The organism is Acidimicrobiales bacterium, from assembly GCA_030747595.1.
Classification (GTDB): Bacteria; Actinomycetota; Acidimicrobiia; order Acidimicrobiales; family MedAcidi-G1; genus UBA9410.
In genome coordinates, this window is record JASLKK010000043.1 from 1 (window position 1) to 905 (window position 905).

The 905-nt window shown below is 47.1% G+C and carries 1 rRNA gene; it reads right to left on the reverse strand.

Going from position 1 to position 905, the window contains the following annotated elements:
* Nucleotides 1-91: 91 nt before the first annotated feature.
* Nucleotides 92-905, reverse strand: a 23S ribosomal RNA gene (locus tag QF777_11945); the annotation flags it as partial.

Consider the following 905-nt stretch of genomic DNA (forward strand, 5'->3'; position numbering starts at 1 on the left):
TTAAAGACAAAATTATTAAAGTTTAATACTATTTAACATCAATTCAAATTTTGAATAAAACAAATATCAACTAAAAATTTTTTTCAGTGCATAAATCAAGCCAATTGAGCTATTAGTACTGGTCAGCTACATGCGTTACCGCACTTCCACACCCAGCCTATCAACGTAGTGGTCTACTACGGCTCTATAGGAAGAACTAGTTTTGAGGTGGGTTTCCCACTTAGATGCTTTCAGCGGTTATCTCGTCCATACTTAGCTACCCGGCACTGCAGCTGGCGCTACAACCGGTCCACCAGTGGTATGTTCATCCCGGTCCTCTCGTACTAGGGACAACTCCTCTCAATTCTTCTACACCCATGGCAGATAGGGACCGAACTGTCTCACGACGTTCTGAACCTCAGCCCCAGGATGTGATGAGCCGACATCGAGGTGCCAAACACCCTCGTCGATATGGACTCTTGGAGGGTATCAGCCTGTTATCCCCGGCGTACCTTTTATCCGTTGAGCGATGGCCCTTCCACTCAGAACCACCGGATCACTATGACCGTCTTTCGACTCTGCTCGACTTGTCAGTCTCGCAGTCAGGCAGGCTTATGCCATTGCACTCTACGAACGATTTCTGACCGTTCTGAGCTTACCTTCGCACGCCTCCGTTACTATTTGGGAGGCGACCGCCCCAGTCAAACTACCCACCATACAATGTCTTGATGCCGGATAACGGCAATCAGTTAGATGCCAAGAAAAACAAAAGAGGTATTTCACTGGTGACTCCACAAAAGCTGACGCCTTTGCTTCAATGTCTCCCTCCTATGCTAAATATGTTTTTCCTAACACCAATGTAAAGTTGCAGTAAAGGTGCACGGGGTCTTTCCGTCTAACTACGCGAACTCCGCATCTTCACGGAG